The following is a 23,859-nucleotide window of genomic DNA, read 5'->3' as shown; positions in this document are numbered from 1 at the left end:
AAGGAGAAAAGCGTATGATAAAGGTAAATTACCGGGCACTTGGAATGCTCTCGACAAACTGCTACGTTGTGGAAAATCCGGACAGCCAGAAGGTGCTGATCGTGGACCCGGGCGATTCGCCGCTGGAGATTGCACGCCAGATCGACGAGATTGACGGCGACCCGGAGGCTATTTTGCTGACTCATGGCCATTTCGACCATATGCTGGCAGCGGATGCGTTGCGGAAAAAATACCATATTCCGGTCTATGTCCATGAAAAGGAGCAGCACCTTCTGGGGGATGCAAGGGAAAATCTTTCCGGCCTCTGGAGCGCGCCGTACACGATGCAGGCAGACAAAACGGTAAAAGAGGGCGATATTCTGCATCTGGCGGATTTTAAAATCCATGTGCTTGCAACACCAGGCCATACGGCAGGAGGCGTCTGCTATTATATTCCGGCAGAAAAAGCACTTTTTTCCGGCGATACGCTGTTTTGCGAATCATATGGAAGATACGATTTCCCGACATCCTCCGGAAGAGATCTGATTGCATCGGTCAAACGCCTGTTAAAAGAGCTTCCCGGGGATGTGACTGTGTATCCGGGCCACAACGATGAAACTACGATTGAACATGAAAAGAGGTACAATCCCCTTGCTTAATATCAGCCTTTGTTTTAACAGAAAAGATTTTGAATACGATGTGTATTCCCTGATCAAGGCATTCTATCCCGGCTGCGAGATCACCTCGTGGTACGAAGAGGATGGAGCGCCGGACGGGGAATTTGCATATTATGATAAGATCCTGTACGCGGCAGACCAGATCTGCTTTTCCATAGAAAATGAGAAGCACGAAGAGCTTTCTGCCGCGTGTGAGGCGGTGGAATATGAAAAAGACCGCCACGAAACGAAAAATGTCCTGAAACGGATGGTCTATCGCACGCTCTCGAAAGTGAGCGGAAAAGAACTTCCGTGGGGCGATCTCACCGGCATCCGTCCGACGAAAATTCCGATGAAGATGCTGGAAGAGGGCAAAACAAATGTAGAGATTGCGAAATACATGCGCGAGACCTACTACACCAGCCCGGAAAAGACGGCACTTGCAATCACGATTGCCAACCGGGAAAAGGATATTTTAAAGACGATCGACTACGAGCACGGCTACAGCCTGTACATCGGCATTCCATTCTGTCCGAGCATCTGTCTGTACTGTTCCTTCGGTTCCCATGTGTTAAGCCGCTGGGCCCATATGGTAGATCCGTATCTGGATGCGCTGATCAAAGAGCTGACCTTCATCAGCGAGCGTATGAAAGACTATACACTTGATACGATCTACATCGGAGGCGGAACGCCGACGACGCTGAATGCAGCACAGATGGAACGTCTGCTTTCGAAGGTGACAGAGCTCTTCCCGATGGATCAGGTGCAGGAGTTTACCGTGGAGGCAGGACGGCCGGATACGATCCATGAGGAGGTCTTAAAGGCCATCCGCAAATTCCCGGTGACTCGTATTTCGATTAACCCGCAGACGATGAACCAGGAGACACTGGATCTGATCGGACGCCATCATACGGTGGAGGAGATTGAAGAGAAGTTCCGCATGGCGCGTGACCTTGGTTTCGACAACATCAACATGGATCTGATCGTTGGTCTGCCGGGCGAGGACAGGGAAAAAGTGGCGCATACCCTGGAAAAAGTGGAGGCGCTGAACCCGGATTCCCTGACGGTCCATTCCCTTGCATTGAAGCGTGCGACGAGACTCAATTTGTTCAAAGACAAATATCAGGAAATCTCGTTTGAAAATTCCGCTGAGATCATGAAAATGACGATGGACAGCGCACATCGCATGGAGATGGGGCCGTATTACATGTACCGCCAGAAAAATATGGCGGGAAACTTTGAGAATGTAGGTTATTCCCGGGAAGGAAAGGCCGGTATTTACAACATTCTCATTATGGAAGAAAAACAGTCCATTCTGGCTGCAGGAGCCGGAGCATCCACGAAATTCGTGTTTGACCACGGAGAGCGCATTGAGCGGGTGGAAAATGTGAAGGATCTGAAAAATTATGTGGAGCGTATCGATGAGATGATCGAGAGAAAGCGTATCGGAATGGAGAAGTATCTGCCAAAATGAAAAAAAAATCCAGTCAGCAGCTTCACATGCTGCGATATACCCTGACCGAACAGCTCATCCACGGCATGGAAGTGAGTAATCTGGCTTACGATCTTGCGCGGGAACTGGGGTATGAAAAAGAAATTTGCTATGAGCTTGCAAAAGCGGGCGTTCTCCACGACATCGGAAAGGTTGTCCTGGAGAATTACGTAGAAGAACAGGATACGCTCGTTGTCGAGGAGATGCGCTTTGTGCGGACCCATCCCACACTGGGATATGAGCTGCTGCAGGGACGCGGATACTCCGATTTTGTGCTGGAGAGCATTCTGTACCACCATGAAAATTATGACGGAACAGGATATCCTGCGAATCTGGCAGGAGAAAAGATTCCGTTTGGGGCGCGTATTTTGCGTATCTGCGATGTGTACTGCGCACTGACCTCCGACCGCCCGTACCGGAGCGCGTTTACGCAGGAACAGGCGATGGAGCTTATGGCAGAAGAAGTCAAAAATTTCGATCTGAAAATGTTCCTGGCATTTCAGAGAGTGATCCACAGCGGCAGCCGGAAAGCGATCGAGCTTTCTGATGTCGATGAATTGATCCAGGAAATCATAAAGGAGAAAACAGAAAATGGCATTAAAGAAGAAACCGGTTACCGGAATGAAAGATATTTTACCGAAAGAAATGGCAATCCGTGACTACGTGATCCGTCTGATCAAGGAAACTTACGGAACCTTCGGCTTTACCTCCATGGAGACCCCATGCGTGGAGCACATCGAAAACCTGAACAGCAAACAGGGCGGCGAGAATGAGAAACTGATTTTCAAGATCTTAAAAAGAGGAGAGAAGCTGAAACTCGAGACCGCTGAGAAAGAAAACGATCTCGTAGACAGCGGCCTGCGTTATGACCTGACCGTTCCGCTCTGCCGTTACTATTCCAACAACGCAAACGAGCTTCCGTCCCCGTTCAAAGCACTTCAGATGGGAAATGTATGGCGTGCAGACCGTCCGCAGAGAGGAAGATACCGCCAGTTCATGCAGTGCGATATCGATATCCTCGGCGAGCCGACCAACCTCGCAGAGATTGAGCTGATCCTTGCTACCACCACACTGCTTGGAAAACTGGACTTCAAGAACTTTACGATCCGTATCAATGACCGCCGTATCTTAAAAGCAATGGCAGCCTACAGCGGATTCCCGGAGGAGTCCTATGACACCGTATTTATTATCCTCGATAAGATGGATAAAATCGGTTTTGAGGGCGTTGCCAAAGAGCTCGAGGAAGCCGGCTTTGCAAAAGAGTCCGTAGAGAAATACCTGAAAATGTTCGAGGAGATCACCCCGGATACCGCAGGCGTAGAGTACTGCCGTGAGAAACTTGAGGGATTCCTTGACAAAGAGTACGCAGACGGCCTGAAGACCATCATCGACAGTGTCAATGCCGTGAAGACCGCAGAATTCAAGATCGCTTTCGATCCGACTCTGGTGCGCGGAATGTCCTACTACACCGGACCGATCTTCGAGATCGCTATGGATGAGTACGGCGGATCTGTCGGAGGCGGCGGACGCTACGATGAAATGATCGGAAAATTCACCGGAAACCAGACCTGCGCATGCGGATTCTCCATCGGATTTGAGCGTATCGTTATGCTTCTGCTTGAGAGAGATTACCAGATCCCGGGCGCGCAGAAGAAAAAAGCGTACCTGATCGAGAAAAACATGCCGGCAGAGGGAATGCAGAAGATCATTCAGCAGGCGACAAAAGAGAGAAGTGAAGGCACGGCCATCAACATCGCCGTGATGAAGAAGAACAAGAAATTCCAGAAAGAGCAGCTTGCCAGCGAGGGCTACACTGAGATCGAAGAATTTTTTGTTGACAAAATGTAAGGAATATCCAATAATAGTAATCGCATGAAAAAACGATGTGCTGCGGATGCAGATTCTTTGTGTCCGCAGTTCCAAATAGGAGGAACAAGAAAATGGCTGAATCCATGAAAGGCCTGAAGAGAACCTGCCGCTGTGCGGAAGTCACAAAAGCAGATATCGGAAAAAAAGTAACCCTGATGGGCTGGGTACAGAAGAGCCGTAATAAAGGCGGAATTATTTTCGTCGATCTGCGTGACAGAAGCGGTATTATGCAGATTATCTTTGAGAACGGCCCGATCAGTGAGGAAGGTTTTGAGAAAGCAGCAAAACTGCGCAGCGAGTTCGTCATCGCCGTAGAAGGTGAAGTTATGGCCCGCTCCGGTGCTGTCAATGAAAATCTGGCAACAGGAGAGCTCGAAGTAAAGGCTGAGTCCTTACGCATTCTTTCCGAGGCAGAAACCCCGCCGTTCCCGATCGAGGAGGATTCCAAGACGAGAGAAGAGCTCCGTCTGAAATACCGTTACCTGGATCTGCGCCGCCCGGACATCCAGAGAAACCTGATCATGAGAAGCAAAGTGGCAATGCTCACCCGTGAGTTCATGTCCAAAGAAGGCTTCCTTGAGATCGAAACCCCGATGCTGACGAAATCCACACCGGAAGGCGCCAGAGATTACTTGGTACCGAGCCGTGTTCATCCAGGCAGCTTCTACGCACTGCCGCAGTCTCCGCAGCTGTTCAAACAGCTTCTGATGTGCTCCGGCTATGACCGTTATATCCAGATCGTAAAATGTTTCCGTGACGAGGACCTGCGTGCCGACCGTCAGCCGGAGTTCACCCAGATCGATATGGAGCTTGCTTTCGTTGATGTAGACGATGTTATCGATGTCAATGAGAGACTGCTGGCACACCTGTTCAAAGAGGTGCTCGGCGTTGAGGTACAGCTCCCGATCCAGAGAATGACCTGGAAAGAGGCTATGAACCGTTTCGGTTCCGACAAACCGGACCTGCGTTTCGGTATGGAGCTGGTTGATGTTTCCGAGACCGTAAAAGATACCGAGTTTGTTGTATTTAAGGGCGCGCTTGAAAACGGCGGTTCTGTCCGCGGTATTAACGCAAAGGGACAGGGCGCAATGCCGAGAAAGAAAATCGACAAGCTCGTTGAGTTTGCGAAAGGTTACGGTGCAAAAGGTCTTGCATACATTGCAATCCATGAGGATGGAAGCTGGAAATCTTCCTTCTCCAAATTTATGACAGAGGAGCAGATGGAAGCCCTCATCAAAGCCATGGACGGACAGGCTGGAGACCTTCTTCTCTTCGCAGCAGACCGCAACAAGATTGTTTGGAACGTTCTTGGCGCACTTCGTCTGGAACTGGCAGAGCAGATGGGACTGCTCGACAAGAACGAGTACCGTTTCGTATGGATTACCGAGTTCCCGCTTCTGGAGTGGTCCGATGAGGAGAACCGTTTCACCGCAATGCATCACCCGTTCACCATGCCGATGGACGAGGATCTGCCGCTTCTGGACACCGATCCGGGCGCAGTTCGTGCAAAAGCTTACGATATCGTCCTGAACGGCACTGAGATCGGAGGAGGAAGCGTTCGTATTCACCAGAACGATGTGCAGGAGAAGATGTTTGAGATGCTTGGTTTCACAAAGGAACAGGCACATGAGCGATTTGGTTTCCTTCTGGATGCTTTCAAATACGGAGTTCCGCCTCACGCCGGACTGGCTTACGGACTGGACCGTCTCGTTATGCTGATGGCAAAAGAGGACAGCATCCGCGACGTCATCGCATTCCCGAAGGTAAAAGATGCTTCCTGTCTGATGACCGAGGCTCCGTCACCGGTTGACGCAGTACAGCTGGAAGAGCTTGGTCTTGAGGTTGAGCCGCAGGCTGAGGAAGAGACAATAGAAGAGTAAAGAAAATTTTGTAATTTACAGGACAGACAATTTTGCAGAAGTGCAGCGTTGTCTGTCCTTTTTTAGGTTTCACTCGATCGGTGTAAAGAAAAACTTAAGAAATTCTTCCACGTCTTCCCCGTTGTTTTGCTGGAAAAAAGTGCTACAATATGGTTTGTAAGAAAGATACGGAAACATCCACAGCAAGTGGAACACATAGAGAAAAAGACAAGGAGGGATCACGATGTTAGTTACATTAGTCATGCTGGCAACCTGTTTTGGTCTGCTCTGCGGAATTGGAATTTTATTTGGGATCGTCGGACTGCTGCTGAAATTTGGAGGAAAAGTCCTCGGCGCATGCGCCACTATTCTTCTCCCGATCGGCGTGATCTGGCTTGGATTTAAAATCGTGTTCGCCGTCGTTCCGCTTCTGTTCAAACTGGTCTGTGCAGCGCTGATCTGTTATCTCGTATACCGCATTCTGCGGGAGATGAAACTTGTAGCATAAAAAATAAAATCTAACAGATTCGAAAGAAAACCTGCTTTCCGTCATAAACACGGAGGCAGGTTTTTAATGACAAAAACAAAAATCTATTTTCAGAAAAAGCCAGTATTTGCTAAAAAAAGAGTAAGGAAAAAGTAAGAAAACAAAAAACAAAATGTGATACGATAGAACTAACTTGGGAAAGCAGAAAATTAATTTGTAAAATAGAAAAGTGGGAGGAAGCATATGAAGAAAAAAGTAATCGCGATTGTGTGTGCAGTCGCAGTGCTTGCGGCAGCCGGAGGGGGAGTGACATGGCATTTCCTTGGAAACGGTACAAAAGAGGACGATAACGTCGTCTATGTCAATACTGTAAAAGCCCTGACCAATCTGGGAACCGGAAATGGAATGGAAAACCGCTATGCCGGTGTTGTGGAGTCGGAAAATACCTGGAAGGTAGAGAAAAACAGCGAGAAAAAGGTAAAGGAAGTTTATGTGGAAGTCGGTCAGGAGGTTCAGGTCGGAACACCGCTGTTCTCCTACGATACCGAGAAATTCCAGAGTGACCTCGAGCAGGCGCAGCTGGATCTGGAACGCATAAACAATGAACTTTCAAGTATGAATACCAATATCAACCAGCTTTACAAAGACAAAAAGCAGGCATCAAAAGACCAGCAGGCAAGCATCACACTGGAAATTCAGGAAGCGGAGCTGGATTTAAAGAAAAAAGAATATGAAGGAAAATCAAAACAGGCGGAGATTGATAAATTAAACGATAACATCACCAATGCGACCGTGATCAGCGAAATCGCCGGTGTTGTAAAATCAATCAACAACGATGACAGCAGCGCCGGCGCTTACTCCGGTGACAACTCCGACAATTCCTTCCTGACCGTTCTTGCAACGGGAGATTTCCGTGTAAAAGGCCAGATCAATGAACAGAATATGAGCGACGGTTCGATTACTGAAGGAAGCCAGGTGATCGTGCATTCTCGTGTAGATGAGAATCAGACCTGGACTGGAACTGTGACAAAGATTGATCGGGAAAATGCACGGACAGGAAGCAATAACGTTTACAGCAGTTCAGGAGACGGTATGACGCAGTCAAGCAACTATCCGTTTTATGTGCAGCTCGACGGAACGAACGGCCTGATGCTCGGCCAGCACGTTTACGTAGAGCCGGATATCGGCCAGCAGGAAGTCAAAACAGGAATCTGGCTGTCCGATTACTTTATCAACGATGTCGACAGCAACCCTTACGTCTGGGCCGATGATGGAAACGGCAAACTGGAAAAACGAAGCGTAACGCTGGGAACATACGATGAAAATATGATGGAATATCAGATCACTGATGGTCTCAAAGAGGAGGATGCCATCACCTTCCCGGAGGATGGACTGGAAGAGGGCATGAAGACCGTCGTTAGTACCGATGGTTCGCTGGGACAGAGCAATCCGGCCGGCGGCGAGGATGACGGTATGCTTGACAACGACGATGGAATGGTCGACGACGGTATGACGCAGGATGAAAACGGCATGGTCGACAATACCATGGACGGCGCAGAGTACAGCGGTGAGGAAGATACAACGAACGTGATCGGCGGCGCCGACAATGGTGAGGCAGAACCGGCAGACACACAGGAAGCCGGATCAGCAGATGACGGGGAGGTGCAGCCGTGATTCTGGAATTAGAGAATATCTGTAAAGAATATATGCAGGGCAAAATCCCGGTTCCGGTTCTGAAAAACATCAACTTCTCCATGGAAGAAGGCGAGTACGTTGCGATCATGGGTCCTTCCGGTTCCGGAAAAACAACACTGATGAATATTGTCGGCTGCCTCGACCAGGCGACGAGCGGACGGTTGATCCTCGACGGACAGGACATCAGCAAATGCAGTGACAATCAGATGTCGGACATCCGCCTGCAGAAAATCGGCTTTGTCTTCCAGAACTTCCAACTCCTTGCAAGACAGAGCGCAATGGAAAATGTATGCCTGCCGTTGACGTACGCGGGCGTGCCGAAAAAAGAGAGAAGAGAGCGGGCAGCGATTGCCCTCGAGCGGGTGGGGCTCGGCGACCGTATGAGTTTCAAACCGACCCAGCTCTCCGGCGGACAGAAACAGCGTGTGGCGATTGCAAGAGCGATTGTCAACCATCCGAAAATTCTGCTGGCTGATGAGCCGACCGGAGCACTCGACTCCCATTCCGGCGAGCAGGTCATGGAGCTGTTCCAGAGCCTGAACGACGAGGGCGTCAGCATCTTGATGATTACACATGACGCGGAGATCGCATCGATGGCACAGCGCACCGTGGAGATCCGCGACGGAATGATGAAATCGAAGGAGGTGGCTGAAACATGAAAAAAGGAAAAGCAGCAAAGAAAGCCGCGATTGCAGTTGTGACCGCAGTTGCCGTGGGCGGTGTCAGTGTCGGCGGTTATTACGGCATCCGCCAGGCGCAGAAGACGACCGTAAAAGTGTATCCGGTCAGTGACTTTACGAGTGGTTACTGGGGAGACAGCATGAACATGGAAGGCCAGATCACCTCGACGGCTTCCCAGAACATCTATCTTTCCGACAGCCAGACCATTTCCCAGGTTCTCGTCAAAGAGGGCGATGTGGTAAATGCCGGAGACACGCTGATGACATACGATACCAGCATGATCGAGCTGGATCTGGAAACGCAGCAGTTACAGCTTGCACAGACAAAGCTGAAAATCCAGCAGAGTGAAAAAGAACTGGAAAAGCTGAAAAAGACAAAACCGGTATCGGATACGCCGCTGAATCCGGTGGAGCCGGATTTCCCGGATTTCCCGGATTTTCCAGATGAACCCATCGATCCGGATTTCCCGGACGAACCGATTCCGACCCCAGAACCGGAGCCGACGTACGAGGATGCTGTTCTGTACAGCAGTACGAATAAGCTTGTATTTGGTTCCAAACCATACAAAGGAGAAGGAACGCAGGAAGACCCATACACCTATCTCTGCGCACCGGGAACAGTCCTAACAGGCGGATTCCTGAATCAGATGGCAGGATACGCGGATGAAAAGGGAACGAAAAAAGAAGAGGACAGCGAAGGATACTGGTTTCGCCTGGAGATTCATGAGGAAAACAAAGCCGCAGAGGCGCTGGAAACCGTGTGGGAGCAGGATGGAACGAAGATTGCGAAAGCATACGAGACTTCGTATGAAGCAGTCCTGAGTCTGAAAGAATCCGAATCGGTGGATGCACCGGAAATAAAAATCACCACGCCGCTTGCCAACACAGAGGTGGCAGAGGGCGGCGAGCTGAAGCTGAAAATCGGAATCAATGAGAAGAAAGATACCGAAGAGAAGCCGGATGAGAAAGCCGACGATAAAACGGATGATAGAACCGAGAGTCCGTCCGAGGACGATGTGACACAGCCGGGTGAAGCCGGAAATGGAAGCGGTGAGGCAGACGATTCCACGGAAAACACCGAAACGGATGTCACTTACACATACGTCTGGAAACACAACGGAAAGACAATCGACGGAGATTTTAAGGATACTTACACAAAAGAAAACATCACAAAAGAGGATGCCGGAATCTATACAGTAGAAGTGACAGCGAAAAATGACAAGGGTACTTCCATGGCAGTCAGCACTGCAAATGTGGCGGTAAAAGAAGGAACGATTACCCCGACACCAAGTGTAACTCCGACCCCGAGCGTTACGCCGGGACCGAGTGTAACTCCAGAGCCGACCGTCAGCCCGGAACCAAGTACAACACCGATTCCGACCACAGAGCCGGTTCCAACAGAAACTCCGGTGCCGAGCGAGACCCCAGTTCCGACGGAAACGCCGACGCCGACCGAAGCCCCGGCAGAACCGGAAGCGGAACCGCAGAGCGAAGATGCGCCGGAAGCAGTGCAGACGACAGCAAAAACCGTATTCTACGGTGAAAAAGCATCGGTACAGTCCCTCTTTACATCATCCACAGGAAGCAGCGCAAATAACAATACTTCTTCCGGTGATGATACCCAGATGACCTACACAAAAGATGAATTGAAAAAAGCCATCAGCGAAAAAGAAAGCCAGATCCGTAATCTGAAGCTGGATCAGAAGGAAGAGGAACTCAAAGTCAAAAATACGCAGAAATCCCTGGATTCCCAGACCGTAAAAGCGACGATCAGCGGTGTGGTAAAGAAGGTTGGAAATGCAGAAAACCCGTCCAACGACGGAAGCGCCTTTATCCAGGTCAGTGGAAACGAAGGTCTGTACGTGCGCGGCTACTTAAGCGAGACGTATCTCGATCAGGTAAAAGTCGGCGATGAACTCAACGTGACTTCTTGGTCTTCGGGTGCTTTTGCAGCGGCAACCGTAACCGAGATTTCTCCGTACCCGACAACAAGCTACATGTCGTACAGCGAGACACCAGCCTCCTTCTATCCGTTCACAGCCGTTATCCCGGAAGGCGGAGAAGGTTTTGAAAACGGTGACTGGATCGAGATTGCAATCACTGTCGGAAACGATGTAGAAAACGGCAACGGCCTGTACGTCAGCAAAGAATTCATCCGCGAGGAAAACGGACAGAAATTCGTTTATATCCGGGATGAAAATGATAAATTAAAGAAACAGAATGTGGTAACCGGAAAACTTCTGTGGGGCAGTTATTACGAAGTGAAGAGCGGTCTTTCCGAAGAGGATTACATTGCATTTCCGTACGGCAAAACCGTGGTGGAAGGCGCAGACACGAAGGAATCCAGTTCATCGGATTATTACAACAGTTAAGGAGGCGCATTATGTTAGAAAATGTAAGACTTTCCTTTCAGGGAATCTGGTCACACAAAATGCGTTCCTTCCTGACGATGCTGGGTATTATCATCGGAATTGCGTCGATCATCTCAATTGTCTCCACGATCAAGGGAACGAATGAGCAGATCAAACAGAACCTGATCGGAGCTGGAAACAACAACGTGACCGTCAGCTTAAAGCAGGGCGACGGTGATTACTGGATGGACAACGGACTGCCAAGCGGCGTGTCGAAACTGTCCGGTGATCAGAAAAAGCGGATCCGCGAGCAGGATCAGGTGGAAAATGCATCGTTTTACACCGAAAGAACGTATGTGAGCGGCATCGCAAAAGGAAACACAACACTGGACAGTGCGAAGGCGCTTGGAGTGGATGAAAATTATCTGTCGACGTGCGGATATCAGATTTATCAGGGACGCGGCTTTGTGGAGAGCGATTTCTCGAAGACCCACAAAGTTGTCCTCCTCGACGATACCGCAGTGCTGACACTCTTCCCGGATGAGTCGCCGGTCGGCAAAACGATCGAGATCATGGGAGAGCCGTTCACGGTGATCGGCGTGATCAAAAAAGCCGATTCGTTCCAGCCGGTCATCAATTCCAGAGATGACTACTATACGTACAATCAGGAATCCTATCCGCTGGTGCTGATGCCGGATGTCTGCTGGCCGATCGTATTCCAGTATGATGAACCGGAAAATGCCGTTGTGATGGCAAAAACGACCGAGGATATGAGCACGGTGGGAAAGACAACAGCGGATATCATGAACGAATCCGTGACCAATACAACTGATTCTCTTTCCTATCAGGCAGAGGATCTGCTGGAGAAAGCAAAGAGTCTGCAGGAGTTAGGCCAGAGCACGAACCAGCAGCTGATCTGGATCGCGAGCATTTCGCTTCTGGTCGGCGGTATCGGTGTTATGAATATTATGCTGGTATCTGTAACGGAACGTACAAGCGAGATCGGCCTGAAAAAGGCGATCGGAGCAAGAAAACGCAGAATTCTGTTCCAGTTCCTGACCGAGGCGGCGGTGCTCACCAGCATCGGCGGACTGCTCGGCGTGCTGGGCGGCATTATCATGGCACAGGTGATTTCGAGGGTATCGCAGACGCCTGTGGCGATCAGTATTCCGGCAATCATTTTCTCCGTGGTCTTCTCCATGGTGATCGGTATCGTATTCGGACTGCTGCCGTCGGTAAAAGCAGCGAACCTGAATCCGATCGATGCGCTGCGAAGAGAATAGAACAAAAAAGAGTTGAAAAATCCGTGCGGGTACAGCGTAGGTGCTGGATCCGTGCGGATTTTTTGTGCGGCGTGTGCGGATGAAACTTAAGATCTTTACTTTTTGCGGAAAGTCGGTTATACTGGAAAATAAGCGCAATTTGCGGCGCAGCAAAGAGGCATTCGAGTTTCGGATTCGGTATGTTTATGAAAATATAAGAAAGATTCAAAGACATTTCACATTCGTTTATGGTATAATCAAACAAGAGTATGACCAACGAAAAGGAGTATACGCGAATGAATATTTTGTTTTTTATCACACCGAAAAGTGAAACGGCTTATCTGTATGACGACTGCTCACTTCGGCAGGCCATCGAGAAGATCGAATATCATAAATACACGGCGGTTCCGGTACTGAACAAAAAGGGCTGCTACGTGGGAACACTGACGGAAGGAGATCTGCTCCGCATCATAAAAGAACGGTATCTGCTGAATTACCATGAAGCAGAGGATATCCCGCTCTGGCAGGTTCCAAAACGGTGGAATTATGAGTCCGTCAACATCAACAGCAACATCGAGGACCTGATCGAGATGTCCATGCGGCAGAATTTCGTTCCAGTTGTGGATGACGAGGGAATCTTCATCGGCATCATCCGAAGAAGAGATATCATCCAGTACTGTTATCAGAAAAGCGGCATCAAAGAAGAGGAAGAAGCCCGGCGCAGCGCGCGGAAACAAAACGCAGAACAGATGATTCTGCAGTAAAGAAGAAATTGAGGGAAACATTATGAAAAAACTGATCGATCTTATCCAGGAAGAGCTGGTAAAAGCCTTTACCGCTGCGGAGATGGACCCGTCCTATGCAAGGGTTTCCGTTTCCAACCGCCCGGATCTGTGCGAATACCAGTGCAACGGCGCAATGGCAGCTGCAAAAGCATACCACAAAGCACCGATCCAGCTGGCTGAAGCAGTTGTAGAAAAAGTGACCGATCACAGCGTGATCGGTGAAATTGAAGCCGTAAAACCGGGATTCATCAACCTGAAAATCAACCCGGAATTTCTGGCAGATTATCTTTCCAAAATGCAGAACGACGAAGATCTTTCTGTAGAGAAAGCAAAAAATCCGAAAACCATCATCGTAGATTACGGCGGAGCAAACGTGGCAAAACCGCTTCACGTCGGCCATCTCCGTTCCGCGATCATCGGGGAAAGCATTAAGCGTATGGGACGCTTCATGGGCCACAACATGATCGGTGACGTTCATCTTGGAGACTGGGGTCTGCAGATGGGACTGATCATCACCGAGCTGCAGGAGCGCCATCCGGAGCTTGTTTATTTTGATGAGTCCTTTACGGGAGAGTACCCGGAGGAAGCACCGTTTACGATCAGCGAGCTCGAGGAGATTTATCCTTGCGCAAGCGGCAAATCGAAAGAGGACGAGGACTATAAGAAACGTGCACTCGAGGCAACGAGAGAGCTGCAGCAGGGCAGAAGAGGATATCGTGCGATCTGGAAACACATTATGAACGTTTCTGTTGCCGATCTGAAAAAGAACTATGGAAACCTCGACGTTCATTTCGATCTGTGGATGGGTGAGTCCGATGCACAGGAGTACATTCCAGACATGGTAGATTACCTGAAAGACAATGGTTATGCACATTATGACCAGGGCGCACTCGTTGTTGATGTCAAAGAAGAGACAGACACAAAAGAGATCCCGCCGTGCATGATCTTAAAATCCGATGGGGCAGCTCTGTATGATACGACAGACCTGGCAACCATCATCCAGCGTATGAAACTGTACAAGCCGGACGAGATCTGCTATCTGGCAGACAAACGTCAGGAGCTTCACTTCGTACAGTGTTTCCGCTGTGCAAGAAAAGCAAAACTGGTGAATGATGATACCGTTCTTTCCTTTATCGGCTTTGGTACCATGAACGGAAAAGACGGAAAACCGTTCAAGACCCGTGAGGGCGGCGTTATGCGTCTGGAGCGTCTGATCGGCGAGATCAACGATGAGATGTATCAGAAGATCGTGGAGAACCGCAGCGTAAAAGATACGGATGCAAGAGGAACGGCACAGATTGTCGGACTGTCTGCTATTAAATACGGTGACCTGTCCAACCAGGCATCGAAAGATTATGTATTCGATGTTGAGAGATTTACTTCCTTCGAGGGAAACACCGGTCCGTACATCCTGTACACGATCGTTCGTACAAAATCCATCCTCGGAAAATATAAAGAAGAGGGAAATGAACTGAAGAAAGGCGCACTTCTGGCACCGAAGAGCGACAGCGAGAAAGCTCTGATGCTTTCCGTATCCCGTTTCAACGGCGTTGTGGAGAACGCATTCGAGGAGAAAGCACCGCATAAGATCTGTGCTTATATCTACGAGCTTGCAAACGAGTTCAACCATTTCTACCACGAGACCAAGATCTTAAGTGAGCAGGATGAGGCAAGAAAAGCATCTTACCTGGCACTGCTGGATCTTGTCCGCGAGGTACTTGAGACCTGCATCGACCTGCTGGGATTCTCGGCACCGGAACGGATGTAAGATTCGTCAAGAGGGAAAAAATAGATAAAAAACAGGCGATTTTTTTGGCAGCCGTCGGCTTCTGTAGTTCTTGCGGAAACGGCGGCTGTTGTGTTATACTTACATCACGATTTTTCATCCGCTTGGACATTCGTCCTGAAAAATCGATTCTATATTACTCTATCGAAGAGCCATTCGGCTCAATTTATATCCATGTACAAAAACAGAATATCGGACTGACAAACACTTTGACGTAAAAAGAGGAGGCGGGATCATTGGAAAAGTAGAACTTCCGGGAGGGAAGTATCGCCTGCTGTCAGTGCTCGGAAGAGGGGCAACGTCTGTCGTTTATCTTGCAGAGAAAACTGGATCCGGAAAGCGGTATGCAGTCAAGGTAAGTATATGTGACAGGAAAAAACTGCGCCGGGAAGCGTTTCTTTTACAGAAGTTTTCATATCCCGGGATTCCCTGTGCGGTGGAACTTCTGGAAAGTGGGACAAAAAGCTTTCTGGTGATGGAAGCTGTAAACGGAAAATCTATCGGACAGCGTATGCGTAAGGGAGAACGGTTTTCCAGCCGGGAAATTCTGAAAACGGGAATTGCCCTGAGCGGGATTCTCTGTTATCTCCATGCACAGAACCCGCCGGTTTTCTACCGGGATCTGAAGCCGGACAACGTGATGATAACAGAGTGTGGTGAAATATACCTTGTGGATTTCGGTGCAGCCGGAACAGAAGAAACGGGTGTGGAAGTCCGTTATGGAACCCGCGGTTATGCAGCGCCGGAGCAGTATGACGGGAAGTGTGACGCCCGTTCTGATCTTTATGCACTCGGCGCACTGCTTGCGGCAATGGCGAAGCATGCGAAAAAGCGGCAGAAAAGAGGACTCTGGCGGGTGATGGAAAAGTGTATGCAGAAAAAGCCGGAGGAACGGTATGCGTCTGCCGGAGAAGTCAAAAAGGCACTGCGGCGGCTGGAAAGAAAGCAAAAAGGCAGGAAGACTCTGCGGATCTTTGCAGTTTTTGCTTTTCTGACAGGAGGAGCGGCTGCAGTTGCCAGCAGGATGCCATGGGGGCAGTTTCCGGCGGCAGACGAATGGGAGGAGCAGGGAGATCTCTGGTTCTGCGGAAATCCGGTGGAAGAAGGCAGTCTGCCGAACTACCAGAAAGCGCGGGAAGCGTTCTTAAAGGCAGACCATCTCAGTCAGGCGGGGCGTGTGGAGCAGGAACTTGTGGAATACTGTCTGGCGGATGATGCGGCAAGGGAAAAAATGCAGATGGCGCCATTGCTGGCTGAATTTTATGATGACACGCAGCAGGAGCCGGAAAAAGAAAAACGCTGCCGCAGATATCTTGCTGTTGCAGGAATGTATTTCAGTTTTTCCGAAGAACTGGCGCGTGAAAATGACATAGACGCCATGCGGAAAGGAATCGAAGTGCTGGAAAAGGCCGCAGGCGAGAATATGGAGGGGCAGTGGGAGGCGGTTATCTGGCAGAGACTGGCGGATGCGTGCTATCTTGGCGGAAAATCCGGGGATGGGGAAAGAGAACAGGACTGGTGCCAGGAGAGCTTTCTCTATTACGAACGGCTTCTGTGCAGCAGACAGGATGGAAACCGGCGGAAAAATCTGCTCAGGGCCGCAGAGCTGGCACTTCAGTTCGACATGCAGGAAAAAGCAGAGCAGTACCTCAACGAGGCAGCAGAAATTCTGGGAATGGAGGAGGACATTTTTTATCAGCAGATCAGAAAAAGATGGGAGGAAGCAGGATGAGAAAAAAGACCATATGCGCAATGATGACAGGATTCCTGGCCGTCCAGGGAATCGAAGTCCACGCGGAGACACAGCAGACGACAGGCGAGGCCGCAAGTGCGGTGGAAAGCGTGGAATTAGAAGCTGAAATCATCGAGAACAGTGATGTGACAGATGCAGACGGGAAAGCCGGACCGGAGGAACTGCTGCCGGACGAAAAGTCAGAAGAAGAACCGCCTATAGAAGAGAAACCAGAGAAGGAACCAGAGCCGCCGGAAGAGAAAACAGATTCGGCAGAGACCGGAAAGAAAGAGAAAGAGAAAGAAGGAGAAGAAAAAATGCTTCCCCCGACGGTAATTCCGGATCCGGAGAAAGAACCAGCGGAAAGGTGGGAAGAAGAGGAGGAAGAAATTTCGGAAGATTCAGAATCGGGGAAGCCAGAAGAATTGCCGGAGGCAGGAGATATGGGTTCCGGGGAATCGGAATCAGAGGAAGGATGTGAAGAAACAGATACAAAAGAATCAGAGACAGAAGAGTCAGATTCGGAGAGAACGGATTTTGGAGAAATGGACACAGAAAAACCAGATTATGAAGATGCAGGTTCAGAAAAATCCGGAACGGAAAATTTGATGCCAGAAGATCCGGAACCGGAAAAGCCTGATATGGAAGAAACGAAGCAGGAATCTCCGTCAACCGAAAAAGAGTCAGAAAATCAAACCTCGGAAACAAAAGCACCAGAAAAAGAGGAGCCTACCGTAATGCCAGATGCCGGAAAGTCAAACACAGAAAAGCAGGAACAAACGGAGCCCGGGCAATCGTCTCCGGAGAAAGAAGAACTCAAAACAGACGAACAGCTGCCCGTTGCTGCAGCCACGCCCGAGGAGGTGACCCAAGATCCAGATGATACTCCGCTACAAACAGAAGAAAGCAGTCCTCCGCCTGCCGAAACTCCATCTGAGAGTGCCGGGGAGGAGCCATCTCAAATACCGCCGCAGATCATCGCCGATTTCATATTATCACAGATAGCAGACGAAGATTTCGAAGCGCCGAACCCCCTGATTATCCGCCCGGCCGACACCAGCGTCGAAATAGATCCCGGTTATACCCCGGAAATTCTGCTCGAGGGAGCCGCCGACACGGCTGAAATTCTTTCCTGCATGGTAAATGGCTTCGAAGCCGAATACGAATGGAAAGAAAACAAAATCTGTCTGAAAGCCGAGAGCCTTTCCGAAGGCTACAACCGCATCACTGTAAAAGTGCGTGGCGCAGACGGCATTGTACGAACCATGAAACCGTGGGAAGTCAACGTGAAACCAAAAACTTCCACACTTGTCAGCCAAAGAACCAGCCAGAAACCAAAAGGAATCCGCCTCTGGCAGTCCCTGAGGCGCCTCTGGAACCTGATTCGTGCCATTGCCGAAATTCAGAATCAGACCACCCGCTATCTGCGTGCACTCTGCAGAAAATAGCCTGATCCGGTTTTGTTTGTATTTCTAATTTCGATATGCTAGAATAAAAGACATGTCATACGATAAAAAAGTAAAAGAGGAAATAAGAGTATGTCAGATATGATATTATTTGATCTGGACGGAACCCTGACCGATTCCGGTCCTGGAATTACAAGATGCGTACAGTATGCGCTGGCATCCTTTGGCATCGAAGAGCCGGATCTGGAAAAACTGAACTGTTACGTGGGGCCGCCGCTTCTGGAATCTTTCATGAATTTTGCAGGCCTTGGCTGCGAAGAAGCACAGCAGGCCATCACAAAATACCGGGAGCGGTACGAGGCAGAGGGCATTTTTGAAAATGAAGTATACGAGGGAATCCCGGAGGTTCTGGCGTATCTGAAAGAGAAGGGAAAAATTCTGGCGGTAGCATCGTCCAAACCGGAAAAATACGTGGAGCAGATCCTGGAGCATTTCGAAATCAGAAAGTATTTTACCGTAGTAACCGGTTCAGAAATGAACGAAACCAGAACCGACAAAGGAGAAGTCATCGCAGAGACGCTGCGCCGACTCGGAGCAGAAGACAGCCGTTCCGACGTGGTGATGGTTGGTGACAGAAGCTATGACGTAATCGGGGCAAGAGAAAACGGACTGCTCTGTGTCGGCGTATCGTATGGGTACGGCGGAAGAGAAGAACTCGAGGCAGCAGGTGCCGCAAAGGTATGTGATACACCGGAAGAACTGAAACTGCTGGCGGAGGATCCGAAAGAAGAGAAGAAAAGACGCGACCGCATCAAAAAAATGAAGCCGGAGCGTATCCCGTGGCTGACAAGAGGAGAAAGTGGAACAGGAATCTTTGCGCCGAAAGAGAAAAAAGCAGAGAATGTAAAAGAAAAAAGGACAGCGAAAACAGAGCCAAAAACGGAGGAAATCGTAATTCCTATCCAGCGGAAGCTATGGCGTCTTTTAAAACCGCTTCTGACGTACGAACTGTTTCTGATCGGAGCAACCGTACTTCTGGCGCTGATCCTGATGACGTTTACGACCGGCGGTTATCTGGAAGAGCGTATGCACGCGACATCCGTTCTTGCATCAGCAATCGGCAGTCTGGCGGCGATCCCGGTTCTCTGGAAACAGTACAAAAAAGATGAAGGCATGTTCCCGAAACCGGAAAAACGGTGGAGTGCGGCAGAGGCAGCCGCCTGTATTCTGCTGGTTATGACCTTCGGCCATCTCCTGAATACTGTAATGAACGTGACCGGCTTTACCAGAATCTTTTCCGGCTATCAGGACATGGCATCAAAGATTTATGAAGGACAGAACCCGCTGCTTCTGATCCTGTCCGTCGGTGTGCTGAGCGCGGCCGCAGAGGAAATTGTTTTCCGCGGCATGATTTACCGCAGGGCAAAAGATTTCTGGGGAACCGGCTGGGGCATCGCAGCATCATGTCTGCTGTTCGGTGCATATCACGGCAATGTGACGCAGTTTGTCTATGCAGCCGTGGTAAGTGTGCTTCTGATCCTTATTTATGAGCGGTGCGGAACACTCCTTGCCCCGGTTCTTGCGCACATGGCAGAAAATATCTGGGGACTTTACCGGAGCCAGTTCGTATCCTGGATGACCCAAAAAGCGCCGGCAGGTGCATGGATGTTCATCTTTTTGGAAGCGGTAATCTGCGCCGGAACGTTCTGGTATCTGTTTTTAAAGGATAAACAGGGAAAAACACAAAAATAACAGAAAAAAACCGCAGAATCCGCGAAAAAAATGCTTGTCATGAAAAAAACTCTGTGATACAATCTTACTGTTGCACAATAAGCACCCATGCGGTACCAAGGATGGTGCCTGTTTTTTGAAAAACAGGTTCCAAGGTGAAAAAACATGGGGAAGAATAAAACCATAAGGAGATAAAACAATGAGCGTAATTTCAATGAAACAGTTACTGGAAGCCGGTGTTCATTTCGGACATCAGACAAGAAGATGGAATCCTAAAATGGCTCCGTACATCTACACAGAGCGTAATGGTATCTACATCATCGACCTGCAGAAATCTGTAGGAATGGTAGATGACGCATACAAAGCTGTTGCAGACATCGCAGCAGACGGCGGCACAATCCTTTTCGTAGGAACCAAAAAACAGGCTCAGGACGCTATCGCTGTTGAGGCAGAGCGCTGCGGAATGTACTATGTAAACGAGAGATGGCTCGGCGGTATGCTGACCAACTTCAAAACCATCCAGAGCCGTATTGCAAGACTGAAAGCAATCGAGACCATGGAGCAGGATGGCACCTTCGAAGTTCTTCCGAAAAAAGAAGTCATTGAGTTAAAGAAAGAGCTTGCAAAACTGCAGAAAAACCTTGGCGGTATCAAAGAAATGAAGAGACTGCCGGACGCTATCTTCGTAGTAGATCCGAAAAAAGAGAGAATCTGCGTACAGGAAGCTCATACACTGGGAATTCCGCTGATCGGTATCTGCGATACCAACTGCGATCCGGAAGAGCTTGACTATGTAATTCCGGGTAATGACGACGCTATCCGTGCCGTAAAACTGATCGTTTCTAAAATGGCAGACGCAGTTATCGAGGCAAAACAGGGCGAGGCTGAGGAAGCTGCATACGAAGAAGCAGCAGAGACAGACGCTGAATAATTTACGCGAAGTAATGAACTGGGGGGAACTTGAAATTCAGGTTCCCTTCGGCGAATCTCACAATAGCAGACCGGCATGAAGATGCAGTCTGCTGAATCACGTATACGGAGGAATAAAACAATGGCTATTACAGCAGCAATGGTAAAAGAGTTAAGAGAAGTAAGCGGTGCTGGTATGATGGACTGCAAGAAAGCTCTTACAGCTACCGAAGGTGATATGGACAAAGCAATGGAGTTCCTGAGAGAAAAAGGACTTGCTACTGCTCAGAAAAAAGCTGGCAGAATCGCAGCTGAGGGTATCGTTATGCTGAACGTATCCGAGGATGGAAAGAAAGCTGTCGCTGTAGAAGTAAACGCTGAGACAGACTTCGTTGCAAAGAACGAGAAATTCCGTGGCTATGTAGCACAGGTTGCAGAGCAGGCTATGGATACAACTGCAGCAGACGTAGAAGGATTCCTGGCAGAGCCTTGGAAATTCGATACCAACGAGACCGTTGGCGAAGAGCTGGCTCATCAGATCGCTACCATCGGCGAGAACATGAACATCCGTCGTTTCCAGCAGGTAAAAGAGGAGAACGGTTTCGTTGCTTCTTATACTCATATGGGCGGTAAAATCGGTGTTCTGGTTGACGTTGAGACAGATGTTGTAAACGATGACCTCAAAGAGATGGCTAAAAACGTTGCAATGCAGATTGCAGCTCTTCGTCCGCAGTACACAAACCGCGACGAAGTAAGCGCTGATTATATCGCACATGAGAAAGAAATCCTCATGGCTCAGATTCAGAACGACCCGAAAGAGTCCCAGAAACCGGAAAAAGTTATCCAGGGAATGATCCAGGGCCGTATCAACAAAGAGCTCAAAGAGATCTGCCTGCTTGATCAGGTATACGTAAAAGCAGAAGACGGAAAACAGTCCGTAGCTCAGTACGTAGCACAGGTTGCAAAAGCAAACAACGCAACCGTAGCAGTAAAAGGCTTCGTTCGTTTCGAGACCGGTGAAGGAATCGAGAAGAAAGAAGAGAACTTTGCTGAGGAAGTTGCTAAACAGATGAACGCATAATTCAACTGTGAATTTGTAAAAATAACGCAAAAATATAAAACCCTCATAAATGTGCAGAAAATACACGATTTATGAGGGTTTTTTACTGTCACAGGCAGTATCCATCGGAAATGCAGTAAGTGCCCTGAAGGATACCGTCCCCGGAGATTTCTCGGCAATGAATCTTTCGGAGATTTGTGAATTAATCCAGGAACATAAATCGAATGGTCCGGTAATGGAGATGAAACGTTAAACATAAGAAAAGAGGAACAAATTTGAAAAAACAAGACAAAAGAAACTGGCCGAAAGCAGTGATTCAGATCCTTTCTTTCCTGCTGATCCCGGGCTTGTTTGAGGCGCAGTTTTCTGCGGTTGGGACGATTATTTCCGCAGTTTATCAGGGGACGGTTTCGTGGGAACGGATCAGGTATTCGGTATGGATGGTGCTGGCGACGGTTCCGGCGGTGATTATTGTGGGACGGTTTTTCTGCGGATATTTCTGCAGCTTCGGGGCTGTGCAGGATTTTCTGTGGTTTGCAGGAAATAAGCTGAAAAAGCGGTTTCGAAAAGCAGGTGCGAAAAACCTGCATTCAAATTCAAAGAAGAGTGGAAGAAATGTTCCAACAGGCTGGATCAAATATGGTGTGCTCCTGTTCTGGGCAGTCTTCGTATGGAGCGGTATGATAAAATGGAACATCGCAGGGCCGTGGCAGGTGTTTGGACAGTACAGTTCTATCGGACACTGGCCGGGCGTGAAGCCGATGTTTTCGATTGGCGGTGCGCTGATTCTGGTGATTTTCGTCGGATCCGTCTTAATCCAGCGCTTTTTCTGCCGGTATCTCTGTCCCATGGGAGCCATCTACAGCCTGATTTCCAGATGTACGCTGTTAAAAATTGTAAAACCGCGGAGCAAATGCGGAAGCTGCCGTCTCTGTACTGCAAAATGTACCATGGGAATTGATCTGACAGAAAAAGAGCAGACGGCAGGCGGCGAGTGTATTGGATGCGGGGTATGTATAAACGGATGTCTGAAGAACAATGCACACTGGAAGTACCGATACAGCGTGTGGATCGGTGTCGGGGTGACCTGCCTTACGATTGCAGCGTCACAGTTCCTGATCCGGAGCGAGAGCGGTTCCGTTGGTAAGACAGCAGGTGATGCGGCCATTGATACGGCAGAACAGAATCTGGACAGCAGATTCCAGGACGGCACTTATTCCGGAAGTGGAGAAGGCTACCGCGGAACCGTGACCGTTTCCGTAAAAGTGGAACAGGGAACGATAACCGGACTGACGATAGAGAACGCCGAGGATGATCAGACATATCTGGACAGAGCAAAGTCAGGAATCTTTTCGGAAATCATGAAAAAACAGAGTGCCGAGGAGATAGATACCGTTTCCGGCGCCACCTATAGCAGTAAAGGGTTGATTGAGGCCACTCAAAATGCGTTAAAAGAAGCCGCCGGAGATGAGAATACTGTACAGGAAAATACAGCATCTGAATCGACGGATACAACGGAAGAAAAACAGGCATTCCTGGACGCCGGCCGTTTCCACGACCTGAAAGACGGCATCTGCACGGGTACCGCCGATGCCTTCCGCGGGGATGTCGAAGTGCAGGTAACGGTAGAAAACCAGAAAGTGACCGACATCTCCATCCTTTCCTACTGCGACACCGAGGAATACTTTTTCCGTGCAGCGCCTTACGTGATAGGGCAGATGAAAGAAGAACAGAGCCTTAACATCGACGCCTTGAGCGGTGCCACCTACAGCAGCAACGGTATCATTCACGCCACCGCCAATGCACTCGAAATCCCGGAAGACGAATATGCACCGCGTCCTGGCCGGGATCTGGCACATAAGCAGAAAGAGCACGGTCATATTGTAAAACATACGATCGAGAGCCAGGAGCAGTATGAAGAAAAAGTAAAAGAATACGAAGACGCACAGAATTAAAAAACAAAAATAATCTCAAAATAAGCACTGTAAATACATCCATCTGTATTTGCAGTGCTTTTCTGCTGTAACAGAACCCCGCCCGACTGCATCAAAAATATAAAAAATTTAACAATCATTTGATATAGACCTTATAGGAACAGGATAGCAGTTAAAATACAAATG

Annotated in this window: 18 protein-coding genes; all 18 read left to right on the top strand. The window is 49.1% G+C overall.

Translation table 11 applies throughout. From position 1 onward, the window contains the following. Positions 1–14: 14 nt before the first annotated feature. The 18 genes from DW769_RS03550 to DW769_RS03460 all read left to right on the top strand — a co-directional run bounded on the left by DW769_RS03550 (position 15) and on the right by DW769_RS03460 (position 23,694). Entirely contained in the window at positions 15–638 is a 624-nt protein-coding gene (locus DW769_RS03550) for an MBL fold metallo-hydrolase (RefSeq protein ID WP_243105418.1), read from the top strand. Then, the gene (hemZ, locus tag DW769_RS03545) at positions 610–2,109 is read left to right on the top strand and encodes a coproporphyrinogen dehydrogenase HemZ (protein ID WP_117804366.1); all 1,500 of its coding nucleotides are present in this window, start codon (positions 610–612) and stop codon (positions 2,107–2,109) included. The genes DW769_RS03550 and hemZ overlap by 29 nt, the downstream gene beginning before the upstream one ends. After that, complete coding sequence (locus DW769_RS03540; RefSeq protein WP_117804367.1) at positions 2,106–2,786, top strand: HD-GYP domain-containing protein; 681 nt, start codon at positions 2,106–2,108, stop codon at positions 2,784–2,786. The genes hemZ and DW769_RS03540 overlap by 4 nt, the downstream gene beginning before the upstream one ends. Next, positions 2,719–3,975: a histidine--tRNA ligase gene (hisS, locus tag DW769_RS03535; RefSeq protein WP_055227609.1), complete on the top strand. Its 1,257-nt coding sequence runs from the start codon at positions 2,719–2,721 to the stop codon at positions 3,973–3,975. Before DW769_RS03540 ends, hisS begins: the two co-directional genes overlap by 68 nt. A gap of 92 nt (positions 3,976–4,067) precedes the next feature. Then, positions 4,068–5,876, top strand: a complete 1,809-nt coding sequence (aspS, locus tag DW769_RS03530; RefSeq protein WP_055227607.1) for an aspartate--tRNA ligase — start codon at positions 4,068–4,070, stop codon at positions 5,874–5,876. A 223-nt stretch (positions 5,877–6,099) separates the two neighbouring features. Then, positions 6,100–6,363, top strand: a complete 264-nt coding sequence (locus DW769_RS03525; RefSeq protein WP_022461142.1) for a hypothetical protein — start codon at positions 6,100–6,102, stop codon at positions 6,361–6,363. Positions 6,364–6,585: 222 nt separating this feature from the next. Continuing rightward, positions 6,586–8,016, top strand: a complete 1,431-nt coding sequence (locus tag DW769_RS03520) for an efflux RND transporter periplasmic adaptor subunit (RefSeq protein WP_118595166.1) — start codon at positions 6,586–6,588, stop codon at positions 8,014–8,016. Continuing rightward, on the top strand, positions 8,013–8,696 hold the full coding sequence (locus DW769_RS03515) for an ABC transporter ATP-binding protein (RefSeq protein WP_022461144.1): 684 nt from the start codon (positions 8,013–8,015) through the stop codon (positions 8,694–8,696). Before DW769_RS03520 ends, DW769_RS03515 begins: the two co-directional genes overlap by 4 nt. Next, positions 8,693–11,089 carry an efflux RND transporter periplasmic adaptor subunit gene (locus tag DW769_RS03510; RefSeq protein WP_118749966.1) on the top strand — a complete coding sequence of 799 codons (2,397 nt, stop codon included), beginning with the start codon at positions 8,693–8,695 and terminating at the stop codon, positions 11,087–11,089. The genes DW769_RS03515 and DW769_RS03510 overlap by 4 nt, the downstream gene beginning before the upstream one ends. Before the next feature lie 11 nt (positions 11,090–11,100). Beyond that, positions 11,101–12,351 (top strand): ABC transporter permease, encoded by a 1,251-nt coding sequence (locus DW769_RS03505; protein WP_117760814.1) that lies wholly within the window; start codon positions 11,101–11,103, stop codon positions 12,349–12,351. 275 nt (positions 12,352–12,626) lie between these two features. Continuing rightward, positions 12,627–13,094: a CBS domain-containing protein gene (locus DW769_RS03500; RefSeq protein ID WP_022461147.1), complete on the top strand. Its 468-nt coding sequence runs from the start codon at positions 12,627–12,629 to the stop codon at positions 13,092–13,094. A 22-nt stretch (positions 13,095–13,116) separates the two neighbouring features. Continuing rightward, positions 13,117–14,883, top strand: coding sequence for an arginine--tRNA ligase (argS, locus tag DW769_RS03495; protein WP_022461148.1), 1,767 nt, complete (start codon positions 13,117–13,119; stop codon positions 14,881–14,883). Between the two features lie 142 nt (positions 14,884–15,025). Then, positions 15,026–16,633 (top strand): serine/threonine protein kinase, encoded by a 1,608-nt coding sequence (locus tag DW769_RS03490; RefSeq protein WP_118749965.1) that lies wholly within the window; start codon positions 15,026–15,028, stop codon positions 16,631–16,633. Next, positions 16,630–18,081, top strand: coding sequence for a hypothetical protein (locus tag DW769_RS03485; RefSeq protein ID WP_118749964.1), 1,452 nt, complete (start codon positions 16,630–16,632; stop codon positions 18,079–18,081). Before DW769_RS03490 ends, DW769_RS03485 begins: the two co-directional genes overlap by 4 nt. Before the next feature lie 90 nt (positions 18,082–18,171). Continuing rightward, complete coding sequence (locus DW769_RS17160) at positions 18,172–19,791, top strand: HAD hydrolase-like protein (RefSeq protein ID WP_118749963.1); 1,620 nt, start codon at positions 18,172–18,174, stop codon at positions 19,789–19,791. Positions 19,792–19,969: 178 nt separating this feature from the next. After that, positions 19,970–20,701 (top strand): 30S ribosomal protein S2, encoded by a 732-nt coding sequence (gene rpsB / locus DW769_RS03475; RefSeq protein ID WP_022461152.1) that lies wholly within the window; start codon positions 19,970–19,972, stop codon positions 20,699–20,701. 120 nt (positions 20,702–20,821) lie between these two features. Next, positions 20,822–21,760: a translation elongation factor Ts gene (tsf, locus tag DW769_RS03470; RefSeq protein ID WP_022461153.1), complete on the top strand. Its 939-nt coding sequence runs from the start codon at positions 20,822–20,824 to the stop codon at positions 21,758–21,760. Between the two features lie 254 nt (positions 21,761–22,014). Next, complete coding sequence (locus DW769_RS03460) at positions 22,015–23,694, top strand: FMN-binding protein (protein WP_022461155.1); 1,680 nt, start codon at positions 22,015–22,017, stop codon at positions 23,692–23,694. Positions 23,695–23,859 lie beyond the last annotated feature (165 nt).

The sequence above is a fragment of the Blautia sp. AM29-29 genome (genome assembly GCF_003480555.1).
Lineage (GTDB): Bacteria > Bacillota > Clostridia > Lachnospirales > Lachnospiraceae > Fusicatenibacter > Fusicatenibacter saccharivorans.
This window is presented reverse-complemented; position numbering and strand designations above follow the sequence as displayed.

Bases quoted from the DNA above. Each gene is read 5' to 3' on its own strand.
- DW769_RS03550 (WP_243105418.1), top strand. From the start codon at position 15: ATGATAAAGGTAAATTACCGGGCACTTGGAATGCTCTCGACAAACTGC.
- hemZ (WP_117804366.1), top strand. From the start codon at position 610: ATGAAAAGAGGTACAATCCCCTTGCTTAATATCAGCCTTTGTTTTAAC.
- DW769_RS03540 (WP_117804367.1), top strand. From the start codon at position 2,106: ATGAAAAAAAAATCCAGTCAGCAGCTTCACATGCTGCGATATACCCTG.
- hisS (WP_055227609.1), top strand. From the start codon at position 2,719: ATGGCATTAAAGAAGAAACCGGTTACCGGAATGAAAGATATTTTACCG.
- aspS (WP_055227607.1), top strand. From the start codon at position 4,068: ATGGCTGAATCCATGAAAGGCCTGAAGAGAACCTGCCGCTGTGCGGAA.
- DW769_RS03525 (WP_022461142.1), top strand. From the start codon at position 6,100: ATGTTAGTTACATTAGTCATGCTGGCAACCTGTTTTGGTCTGCTCTGC.
- DW769_RS03520 (WP_118595166.1), top strand. From the start codon at position 6,586: ATGAAGAAAAAAGTAATCGCGATTGTGTGTGCAGTCGCAGTGCTTGCG.
- DW769_RS03510 (WP_118749966.1), top strand. From the start codon at position 8,693: ATGAAAAAAGGAAAAGCAGCAAAGAAAGCCGCGATTGCAGTTGTGACC.
- DW769_RS03505 (WP_117760814.1), top strand. From the start codon at position 11,101: ATGTTAGAAAATGTAAGACTTTCCTTTCAGGGAATCTGGTCACACAAA.
- DW769_RS03500 (WP_022461147.1), top strand. From the start codon at position 12,627: ATGAATATTTTGTTTTTTATCACACCGAAAAGTGAAACGGCTTATCTG.
- argS (WP_022461148.1), top strand. From the start codon at position 13,117: ATGAAAAAACTGATCGATCTTATCCAGGAAGAGCTGGTAAAAGCCTTT.
- DW769_RS03485 (WP_118749964.1), top strand. From the start codon at position 16,630: ATGAGAAAAAAGACCATATGCGCAATGATGACAGGATTCCTGGCCGTC.
- DW769_RS17160 (WP_118749963.1), top strand. From the start codon at position 18,172: ATGTCAGATATGATATTATTTGATCTGGACGGAACCCTGACCGATTCC.
- rpsB (WP_022461152.1), top strand. From the start codon at position 19,970: ATGAGCGTAATTTCAATGAAACAGTTACTGGAAGCCGGTGTTCATTTC.
- tsf (WP_022461153.1), top strand. From the start codon at position 20,822: ATGGCTATTACAGCAGCAATGGTAAAAGAGTTAAGAGAAGTAAGCGGT.